Source organism: Archangium sp., assembly GCF_036389735.1.
Taxonomy (GTDB): Bacteria; Myxococcota; Myxococcia; order Myxococcales; family Myxococcaceae; genus Archangium.
On record NZ_DASVWK010000001.1, the window covers coordinates 1 to 7,333 of the forward strand.

A 7,333-nucleotide genomic window follows, 5' to 3' on the forward strand; every position below is an offset into this window, starting at 1 on the left:
CGCCCATCCCCGTCCAGGTCCCGGCACACGCGCCCGACGATGGCCGCCGCCAGCTCCTGCGGCTCCGCCCTCGCGAGCTGCGCCCGCGCGACACCCGGCAACAGGAAGAAGCACAACGCCCAGACGGCGTGCCTCAAGGACGCACCTCGGCGAGCGCGGTGACCCCCGTGCGCACGTCCGCCACGGACACGCTCACCGGCCCCTCATGCTTCACGACGAAGCTGCCGCGCCCTTCCCTCTCCTCCACGGGCGTCCGCTCTCCGGCGGACTGCCACACGTGCACCGGGCGCCCCTCCAACACCCGCCCCGAGGCATCCTCCACCCAGAAGGTGACGCGTGGGCCCTCCACCTTCAGCCGCACGTTCACCGGCGCGGAAGGCGCCAGCCGAACCGACTGCTCCGCCACGGCCGGCGCGAGCGGGGGCTCCAGCGGGAACACCGGACCGCCCTCGGCCACCACGTCCACCGTCCGCCGCAGTCCCGGCCACTGGCCATGCACCACCTCCACCCGGCCCGGGCGCACGGGGCCGAGCGCCACCGTTCCGCCCTCGCCCGTCACCCGCGTCTCCGCGCCGATGCGCAGCGGCTGCGCCGGCACCGGCAGTCCCGCCAGGTCCGTCACGCCCGCGTACAGCACGCCCCCTTCCGCCCAGACGCGCAGGCGCGCCGGCTCCGTGCCCGCCGGGCCGTCCGCGAGGGCCTTCACCCCCGTCGCCCCCAACGTCCCCTCCACCGGCAGCGTCCAGGTGCCCGTGAGGACTCCCGGCGCCTCCTCGCGCAGCGGGCCGAACGTGCCCACCGGCGACTCCAGCACCACCCGGGCTCCCGATCTCGGCCGCCCGAAGGCATCCTGTGTGGTGACGGTGACGCCCGTCGTCGAGCCGAGGTGCACCATCGACTCGCCCAGCGCCAGGGAGGCCCGTGCCACCGGCCCCTGCACGAGCTGCACCGCGAGTTCCTCGCGCGAGGTGGCACCACGCTCCGGCCAGGTGGCCACCAGCGCCTCCCGCTCCGCGGGCAGGGTGCTCGGGGCGGTGTAGATCCACTCGAACAGGCCGCCCTCGGCGCGCGTGGGGCCGCGCAGGGTGCCATGACGGGCCGTGGCGCTCACCCGCGCGTCCAACACGGGCCGGCCATAGGCATCACTGGTGGCACACAGCAGGCGCGCCCGCGAGGTCCCATCCGCCGGGAGCCGCTGCGGATTGAGGACGCACGCGAGCCCGTCCGTGGGAGGCAGCATCAGGTCCATCTGGATGCGCCGCACGTTGCCCGCGGCATCCACCACGCGCCCCTGGCCCAGGCGCTGCCCCGGCGGGACGATGATCGGCAGCCGGAAGCGTCCGTCGGGCCCCACCTTCACCGGCCCGAAGGGCACGCCACCGATGGTGAGGGAGAACTCCGAATTCGGCTCGGCCTGTCCGGGCAGCTCCACCGAGGCGGCGAGCGGCACCAGCACCTTGCCGTAGGCGCCGTGGATGGACTGCGGGTGGGGCCACGCCGAGAGGGCCACCAGGATGGCCACCTCGGGGTAGCGCGTCTCCGGCAGGACGTAGCGGGCCTGCCAGGAGCCGGGACCCGTGTGCACCAGCCCTTCCACCCGGCCCACGTTGGCCCGCAGCACGGGAGGGGCCCCGGTGTCCTCCGGCGAGCCGTCCGGCCGGAGCATCCGCACCGTGAGTCGCGCCTCCGTGTCTCTCCCCTTCACGGGGGTGGGAGGATCCAATGAGAGTGACACCCCGGTGGCTGGCGGCCCCAGCACGTAGCGGGCCTCGGCCGCCAACTCCGCGCCTCCAGCCTCCACTCTCACCTCCCGGACGCCCGGCTCCGGCAGGACGACGAAGGTGCGCAGTGGTGGTTGCTCGGGCCCTGGTTGCAGTCGGGCCCCTCGCGCCGACACGGACACCCCCTCCACCGGCATGGGCCTCCCCGCGGCATCCCTTCGCACCAGGGCGATGGAAAAACCCTCGGGTGGCACGGCCGCGGACGGCCCCAGGATGTCGAGCGTGTCCCCCGACGCCACCGTGGCGACGAGGAGCAGGGCTGGCAGGAGGGAGTTCAGAGTGTTGGGAATTTATCAGCGTCCGGACCGCACCCGAAATCCTATCGCCGCGAAATGACAGGGAACCGACTCCGCGCACGGCCCAGAAATGAGGTGAGCACCCAGACCCCGAGCAGGAGCACGGAGCCGCTGCCCCCGGTGCTACAGCCCGTGAGCGGCATGGGTTGCGGCTCCCGCACCGACCCCTCGTACCCGTTCGGTACGAAGTAGCGCGTCCCCTGCGCCTTCCCCGGCTCCGTGCCCAGACGCTCCGGGGGCACGAGCTGGCCGTAGCGGAACTCCCCGCCCTTCGAATCACTCTCGAGGCCGCACGACGACTCCCCGTAGACGCGCACCTGGAAGGCGCTGCCGGGCTTGCCCTCCACCCGCGCGGACAGCGAGAGCGGCCCCTGGAGCGACACCGCCCGGGCCACGCTCTTGACGTCATGCCCGAAGTCCTCGGGCCCCACGGCCAGGTCCGGGCCGAGCCACACCCAGCCCGCTGTGGTGGGGGTGCCCTCTCGGGCGTTGTCCACGCACAGCACACCGGTGCCCTGGGCATCGAGCTGGGTGGAGACCGGCTCCGACTGGCCGGTGGAGCGGGTCACCTGAAGCTTGCCGAGCAGCGGCCGCGTGCCGGGCGAGGCGCACACCTCGGCCGGAGACGCGTCGGTGGGCGGCGGCGCACAGCCGGTCGGCGGCAGGCCGAACGCGAAGGCGTACACGTTGAGGTTGCCGTCCTCTCGCACCGACCACACCACCCGCACCACCCCATCCGGTCCCACACTGATGTCGTTGAGCGTCTCGCTCTCCGGCGTTTGGGTGAGCTGGTAGAACGTCTGCGTGCGCAGGTCGTACAGCGTGATGTCGAAGTTGGGCGACGTATCGCCAGCGGACGCCTCCCGCCGCTCGAAGGCGATGAGCGGGCCGCTCACGTTGGGGTTGGTGTCCGTGCCCGGGAGCGAGAGGCGCTGGGCCTGACCACCGCCCACCGGCTGCCAGGCGATGTCCGACTCCACCACGCCGTCCACGGTGCTCCGGCTCACGTACGTCACCACCTCGCCGTTGGTGTCGGACTGGGACTCCTCCCCCTCCGGGCCCGTGAGCTGGAGGACCTCGTAGCCCCCCGCCACCGCGTGGGCCGCCCAGATGTCGCACCCGGCGCTGCTGGTGGCGCACTTCGTCCACGTCACCGTGGAGCCATCCATGCTGACGGCGGGCGTCCGGTCCACCGCCGTGTCCTCGGACAGCCGGGTGAGGGCAGCCGAGTCCAGGCGGTAGGCGAAGATCTCCGGCGGCACCGAGCCGGCCGTGTGGCCCAGCTCCTGCCACGCCACCGTCTGGCCGCCGATGGTGGCCGCGCGCCGATCCGAGTCCGAGCGCGGGGCGAGTTCCTCCGCCGGGCCGCCCTGGCGCACGTCGAAGCGGAAGACGCGGCTGGTGTTCGTGGTGCGGGTGAACACGACCGTGTCGCCGTTGATGTCGGCGATGGAGTCGTAGCCTCCCTCGGAGGGGATGGGGAGGTCCTCACCCGTGAGGAGATCGTGGTAGCGGATTTCACTGCTGCTCAAGCTGAGCTGGTTGGTGTAGGCCACCCGCGGGCCGCTCACGTGCGGATCCGTCTGATCTCCCGGCCCGTTGTTGACCACCAGGGAGTCGCCGCGCAGGGGGAGTCCCGCGCTCTGCGCGAGCGCCAGCGTCGGCAACAGGCTCGCGAGGGAAATGAGCGTCCGCAGCATCGTGGCTGACCTCCAGTTGGAACTCGGGCAAGACACCACCCCTGTCCAAGGACGCTCCTGGGCTCGGCCCCACGGGCACTTACGGCGCCCCTCCCACGGCAACCACGGCCGGCCAGACTTCAGGCCCCACGGCTTTGCGCACCAAGGCTTTCGCCCAGGATTGCCCTTGTACTGGGTCTTCTCAGCCCTTGAGATTATGCGAATCGAGGACCCGTCAGGCGATTATTATACCGCTCGTCTGTACGCTCGCCGTCACTGGTTGTGCGGGTTGGGGTCATTCCACAGCGGGGGGTCAACAGTGACCTTGCCCGGCGGAGTGGTATCCACGGTGAGTTCGCGCTGGTTCTCCTGGCTCAAGCCACCCACGGAGAGGGCACGGACCTGGACGCTGTTGGCCCCTTCCTTGAGGGCCACGGTATGGGAGAAGTGGCCCTCCGCATCCGTGGGGACGCGCTGCCCGGCCACATCCACGTGGTTGCCCGGGTCGGTCTGCCCGGAGACGACGAGCTGGCGCCGCGACACGGTGGGGCGGGCGGGCCAGTTCACCTTGAGCAGGAGGCTGGAGGGGATGTCGGTGGGAGCCGTGGGCCCCTGACCGGGGCGGATGACGGACTGCTGGCCGGCGCGGACGATGACGACCTTGCGCTGACCACTGAAGGAGACCTCACCCACGAGCGTGGCCAGGGCGACGGTGCCCGCGCCGTTGTTGCTCAAGGTGAAGGTACCGCCCTCGCTGCGGGCCTCGGCGTCGCTGCCGGCGGCCTTCAGCTGGAAGGTCTGACCGGAGCCGGGCTTGATGCGGACCGTCGTCATACCGTTGCCGAGAAACAGGCGGGAGAGCGAGTCGGTGAGGGCCTCCACGGACACCTCGGTGCCGGCCTCCATGCGAACCTCCACGGCCTCGCCGCCGATGAGCACCGCGTAGGAGCCGTCCCGGGTGCGCACGGCATCCGAGGGGCGCAGGGCCTCGCCGGCGCTGGCGGCCCGCCACTCGCCCGTGCCATGCCGCACCTCCACCGTGCCGCGCACCTCCTCCAGCGTGAGCTGCACCGGGCCTTTCTTGGGGGGCGGCGCGGGCGGGGCCTCCACGACGGGCCGAGGAGGCGGCGGCGGGGGCTGGTGGAGGAAGAGGAAGTAGCCCAACGGGAGCGCCGCCAGGATGGCGACGAGACCGATCAGGAACGGCGTGCTGCGCCTGCGGGGGCGGGGGGCGTCCATACGACCTCGAAACTACCTCAGACGAGCGCCGCGTCTCATGCCTTCGGCAACCACACGGTGAAGCAGGCGCCCTGCCCCACTTCCGTGCGCACATCGATGGTGCCGCCCGCCTCGCTGACCACCCGCCAGGCCACCGACAGGCCCAATCCCACGTTGGTCCAGACGTCCTTGGTGGTGAAGAAGGGCTCGAAGATGCGTGCGCGGTGCTCGGGGGCGATGCCCTTGCCCGTGTCCTCCACCTCGAGGAAGCCGCGCCCGTCCCGCTCGCCGGTGCGCAGCACGAGGTGCTTGGACTCCGTGTTCATCATCGCCGTGCGGGCGTTGGACACCAATGCCAGCACCACCTGGGACAGGTGCCCCGGGTCCGCCTTCACGCGCACCGGCGGAGAGCCCAGCTCCGTGGCGAGGGTCATCCCCTCCGCCTTGAGCTGGTGCTCCGTGAGCGAGAGCGCGTCACGGAGGACGGCGTTGAGTTCCACCGGCCGCAGCTCGGGCTTCGCGCGCTGCTGGGAGAAGCGCAGCAGGTTCTGGGTGATCTCCTTGCAGCGCTTGGCGCTCTGCTCGATCTTCCGCAGCGCATCGAAGTCGGGATCCTTGTCGTCGCGCTCGAGCAACAACAGTTGGGTATGCCCGAGGATGCCGGCCAGGGGGTTGTTGATTTCATGGGCCACGCCGGCGCCGAGCTGCCCCACGGCGGCGAGCTTCTGGGCCTCGAGCAGCTGGGCCTGGGCGGCCCGGAGGTCGGCGGTGGCCTCGTCCACCCGAGCCTTGAGGTCGTCGTTCCAGCGCAGCATCCGGGCGCGGGCGGCCTCCAGCTCGGAGCCCATGCGGTTGAAGGTGGAGGCCAGGTCGCTCAGCTCGTCATCGCCCCGCACCGTGACGCGCCGCTCCAGCTCGCCCCGGCCGAAGGCCTCGGCCCCGGCCACCACCTCGGACAGGCGGCGGTTGAGCCGGCGGGTGTAGAGCGCGCCCAGGGCGAGCAGCACCCCGAAGGTCACTCCGATGGACAGCAACACCGTGCGGCGCATGGCGTGTACCGGGGCGAGCGCGACGGCCTCGTCCACGGACACCACCACGTCGAAGCCGGGCACCAGGGGCACCCGCGCGCCGCTCACCCGCCTGGCGGGAGAGGCCGATTGGAAGCTGCGAATCTGCGCGTCGACCGCGGTGAGTTGGGAGGCCAGCTCGGGCTCCAGTGGCCGCATCCGGCGCTCCGGCTGGGAGCTGGTCAGGATGCGCCCGCTGGAGGAATCCACCAGGTCGATGTGTCCCGGGTTGCCGCCCGCGCGCCGCGCCAGCAGCGCCTCCAGGTCGGAGAAGACGACCTCGGCCAGCACGAAGGGGGAGTCCTCCCCGTCCGCCAGCTTCACCGCCACCGCCACCGCCGCGCGGCCACTGAGGGAGTGGGCATAGGCGGCGCCCAGGGCGGCCTGCCCCTTGTTGCCCAGGCGCAGGGTCTTCACCGGCACGGCCCGGGCGAGCATCTCCACGCCACGCGGATCGAACCCCGGGTGCTCGCTCTCGCCCTCATCCCGGAACACGGGCGGGCCCTGGGGTGTGCCGTCGGCGTCGAGGTGCAGCACCGCGCTGACGGCGGGGGACTGCCCGTAGAGGAGCTGAAGGCCGCCGCGCAGCTCCTCGGGGGAGATGCGCTGCCAGTTGAAGAGCTCCGCCGAGCGCGCGAGCGCGTCCACCGTCTTCATCAGCTCGGAGGAGACGCTCTCGGCGGTGGAGGAGGCGACGATGCGCTGTTCGGCGTCGATGCGCGCGGCCAGCTCCGCCTCCGCGCGCGACAGCAACAGGAAGCCCACGGCCGCCAGCGGCAGCACCGTGGCGGCCAGCATGAAGAGGATGAGCTGTTGGTAGAGCCTCATCCCAGGGCCGCCGTCCGGAGGACCGCGACCTCTCGATCACTGCGCAGGTAGACGGAGCCCTGGATGGCCTTGGCGCGCTTCTTCATGTCCGCGGCCCGCCGCGCCAGCTCGGCATGGTCGGGGGACAGACCATCGCTCAGCACCGCCACCACGGACACGCTCATGATGGGGAACTTGCGCTTCTCCCCGTAGCGGTCCTCGGCCTCGATGTGGCCGCGCTCCCGATCCTGCTTGTCGTAGTAGAGCGGGATGATGCGGTCGAACGTCTCGACGGCGCTCTTGCAGATGCGATCCACGCTGTCGAGGTCGGTGACGAAGACGAAGTCATCTCCCGCCACGTGCCCGAGGAAGTCCCCGGGCAGGCCCTCCTGGGTGAAGATCTCCCGGAGCAGATCTCCCGTCTGGCGGATGACGCCATCGGCCTTCGCGAAGCCGTAGTAGTCGTTGTAGGCCTTGAGGTTGTC

At 71.6% G+C, this 7,333-nt stretch carries 5 protein-coding genes and 1 riboswitch; all 5 genes read right to left on the reverse strand.

The genetic code is table 11. The features are described 5' to 3' along the window. Window positions 1-133: 133 nt before the first annotated feature. Window positions 134-2,038, reverse strand: coding sequence for a hypothetical protein (locus VF794_RS00005; RefSeq protein ID WP_414640849.1), 1,905 nt, complete (start codon window positions 2,036-2,038; stop codon window positions 134-136). Window positions 2,039-2,100: 62 nt separating this feature from the next. Continuing rightward, window positions 2,101-3,777, reverse strand: a complete 1,677-nt coding sequence (locus VF794_RS00010) for a hypothetical protein (protein ID WP_331106435.1) — start codon at window positions 3,775-3,777, stop codon at window positions 2,101-2,103. 94 nt (window positions 3,778-3,871) lie between these two features. Next, window positions 3,872-3,952: riboswitch (cyclic di-GMP riboswitch) on the reverse strand. Window positions 3,953-4,029: 77 nt separating this feature from the next. Next, window positions 4,030-4,995 carry a hypothetical protein gene (locus VF794_RS00015; protein ID WP_331106437.1) on the reverse strand — a complete coding sequence of 322 codons (966 nt, stop codon included), beginning with the start codon at window positions 4,993-4,995 and terminating at the stop codon, window positions 4,030-4,032. 35 nt (window positions 4,996-5,030) lie between these two features. Beyond that, window positions 5,031-6,869, reverse strand: coding sequence for a sensor histidine kinase (locus VF794_RS00020; protein ID WP_331106439.1), 1,839 nt, complete (start codon window positions 6,867-6,869; stop codon window positions 5,031-5,033). Then, a partial coding sequence (locus VF794_RS00025) for a diguanylate cyclase domain-containing protein (RefSeq protein ID WP_331106441.1) occupies window positions 6,866-7,333 on the reverse strand: 468 nt, incomplete at its 5' end. The genes VF794_RS00025 and VF794_RS00020, both read right to left, overlap by 4 nt.